This window comes from Sandarakinorhabdus sp. (assembly GCF_031422795.1).
GTDB lineage: Bacteria > Pseudomonadota > Alphaproteobacteria > Sphingomonadales > Sphingomonadaceae > Sandarakinorhabdus.
The window spans coordinates 1-2911 of sequence record NZ_JANPML010000120.1; the positions used below are offsets into that span (position 1 = coordinate 1).

General features: G+C 64.3%; 4 protein-coding genes. 3 read left to right on the top strand and 1 reads right to left on the bottom strand.

Annotated features, from left to right (window positions below):
- Together RMO81_RS04570 and RMO81_RS04575 are read left to right on the top strand one after the other, a co-directional pair.
- Positions 1–241, top strand: a 241-nt coding sequence (locus RMO81_RS04570) for an SDR family oxidoreductase (protein WP_310474576.1), incomplete at its 5' end; no start/stop codon positions are given.
- A gap of 159 nt (positions 242–400) precedes the next feature.
- Positions 401–1234 carry a helix-turn-helix domain-containing protein gene (locus RMO81_RS04575; RefSeq protein ID WP_310474577.1) on the top strand — a complete coding sequence of 278 codons (834 nt, stop codon included), beginning with the start codon at positions 401–403 and terminating at the stop codon, positions 1232–1234.
- A 2-nt stretch (positions 1235–1236) separates the two neighbouring features.
- On the opposite strand, the gene RMO81_RS04580 is transcribed toward RMO81_RS04575, so the two are convergent.
- Positions 1237–1734: a hypothetical protein gene (locus RMO81_RS04580; RefSeq protein ID WP_310474578.1), complete on the bottom strand. Its 498-nt coding sequence runs from the start codon at positions 1732–1734 to the stop codon at positions 1237–1239.
- A gap of 164 nt (positions 1735–1898) precedes the next feature.
- Between RMO81_RS04580 and rlmN the strand changes: the two genes are divergently transcribed.
- On the top strand, positions 1899–2911 hold a 1013-nt coding region (gene rlmN, locus RMO81_RS04585; protein ID WP_310474579.1), incomplete at its 3' end, for a 23S rRNA (adenine(2503)-C(2))-methyltransferase RlmN.

The window sequence follows — 2911 nt, forward strand, 5'->3', positions numbered from 1 at the left end:
GCAGTATCGCATCACCTGCAACAGCATCCACCCGGTGTTCATCGACACGCCGATCCTGGATGGCATCACCAGCCGCATGGGCCGCGAAGAGGGCCTGGCCAAGCTGGGCCGCCAGATTCCGCTGGGCGCCGTGGGTGAACCGGACGATATCGCCTGGGCCGCTGTCTATCTGGCCAGCGACGAAGCCAAGATGGTGACTGGCCACGGCCTGTATGTGGATGGCGGCATCAGCGCGATGTGAGGCGCGGCGTTGGCATGATGAATGCCAAATGAAAATTCGGTAACCTGCCTGGCCCATCGCTTGTCGCGACCCCTGAATTGCGACACGCAATTCAGGGGTCGAGGTTGGGGTAGCATGTTCAAAGCAAATGATGATCAGACGCGCAATGTCTTGCCAACAGTGCAATTTGCCCTTCCGGCGGCGCATCTGCGGCCGCTGATCACCACTTACTACGGCGTCACCACGCCGGTGGCGCTGGAAGATCATCTGCATCCCGAATGGGGCAATATCCGTTTCACCCTGCGCGGCGAATGGGCCGTGACGCGGCCGGGTCTTGACGATCCCACCCCGCAACGCGGCGCGCTGTTTGGCCCGACCGATCGCACCGGCATCGTCAGTTCCGCTGGGCCGGGCAGCATGGTCGGCGTGGGCCTCACGGCGCTGGGCTGGGCCACATTGGTTGACCGATCCGCCCACGACCACGCCAATCGCATCAGCGACCTGACCGAGATTTTCGGCGCGCGCGCCGACACGCTGTGGGCCAACCTGTGCGCTGCAGATTGGGACGGCCGCTGCGCCTTGTTCGATGCGTTCTTCAGCGAACTGGCCGCCGCCGCGCCGCTGCCCGACCCGCTGATCGCACGGCTGCAGCAGGCGCTGGTGAGCGACAGCATCGACACCGTGCCACATTTTGCAGCCGATCTGGGGCTGACCCAGCGCACGCTGGCCCGGCTGTGCCACCGCGCCTTTGGCTTTTCGCCCAAGCAATTGCTGCGCCGGCAGCGTTTTCTGCGCACGCTGGCCGAAATTGGCGATCGGCTCGACCAGCCGCTTTCAACGCTGCTCGACGGCGGCTATTTCGATCAGTCGCACTTCATCCGCGAATTCAAAGCCTATATGGGCATGACGCCGCTGGCCCATTTCCATTCCCCGCGCCAGATGATGCGCCGCGCCGGCGCCGAACGGCTGCGCACTGCCGGCGCCCGCGTGCAGGGACTGCACCAGCCGGGCTGAAGCTAGTGGCCCATCAGCCACGTGCCCAGCATTCGCCCGAACGGCAGTGTGAAGAAGCCCGCGACCAGCAAGCTGCCGATGACCAGCCCGCGCATGGCCGATTCATGGCCAGCGCGGTCGTGGCGGCGCGCGCGCATCACGGCCACCGGCACCATCACCGCCACGAAAATGCTGAGCGCATGAATGGGGGACCAATCGCCTACGAACACGCCGCCGGCCTGGCGGCTGCCGGCATTGAAGAACAGAGTGATAATGGCATTGCCCCACATCAGCCCGGCCCAGATGCGACCCAGCAGGCGGTGGCGCGGCGTGCCCTTGGCCGCCAGCAGCATCGGCACGGTGAGCGCCATGACAAACACCATGCTGGCCAGATGAATCTGCACCAGCACTGGCAGCGCCGGAAAGCCACCACCGCCGCGCGCGACCGCGACCAGCACCACGGCCAGCAGAGCCGCAGTCGCATAAGCCAGATTTCGGTTGGACAGGATCGCCGCCATCATACCCCCAGATGCTCCCCTTGAAGCTACCAACCGGTGTCGCTGCACCGCTGCGGCTGCGCAAGCTGTTTTACGCTGCGGTGGTTTTGCGATATGGCCGCGCGATGACGAACGATGCTCCCCCGATCAACGACAATCTGGCCGAACCGATCGTGCCGGCTGATGTGATGCCGATCCCCGGCCTGTCTGACCCGATGGTGTTGCCGCGCAAGGCCGCTGCACCGCGTGCCGATGGCAAGCGTGCCTTGATCGGCCTTTCCAAGGATCAACTGCGCGCCGCGCTGGCCGAGATCGGCCTGCCGGCCAAGCAGGTGAACATGCGCGCCAGCCAGATGTGGCACTGGCTTTATCACCGCGGGGTCACCGAAATTTCGGCGATGGCCAACATCGCCAAGGACACGCGCGCCGTGCTGGATGAACATTTCATCGTCGGCCGCCCGGAAGTGGTGACGGCGCAAGTGTCGAACGATGGCACTCGGAAATGGCTGCTGCGCTTTGGCGACGGCGAAGAAGCCGAATGCGTGTTCATCCCCGATGCCTGGCGCGGCACGCTGTGTGTATCGTCACAGGTCGGCTGCACGCTCAATTGCCGTTTCTGCCACACCGGCACCATGAAGCTGGTCAGGAACCTCACCGCTGCCGAAATCGTTGGCCAGGTCATGCTGGCACGCGATGCGCTGGGCGAATGGCCGGGCGCGGCGCCGGTGCCGATCACCCGGCCCACCGCCAGCGATGCCGCTGATGATCTGGATGAAGACGATGTGCCGTGGGTGCCCGGCGCGCACAATCCGGGCAGCAACTACACATCCGAAGGCCGCATGCTCACCAACATCGTGATGATGGGCATGGGCGAACCGCTGTATAATTTCGACAATGTGCGCGATGCGCTGCAGATCGTCATGGATGGCGACGGGCTGGGCCTGTCCAAGCGCCGCATCACGCTGTCGACCAGCGGCGTGGTGCCGATGATGGCGCGCGCCGGCAAGGAAATCGGCGTCAATCTCGCCGTTTCGCTGCACGCCGTCACCAAGGAAATCCGCGACGAGATCGTGCCGATCAACAAGAAATACGGCATCGAACAGCTGCTGCGGGCGTGCGCCGATTATCCCGGCGTCAACAACGCCCGGCGCATCACGTTTGAATATGTGATGCTGAAGGACAAGAACGACAGCGACGAAGA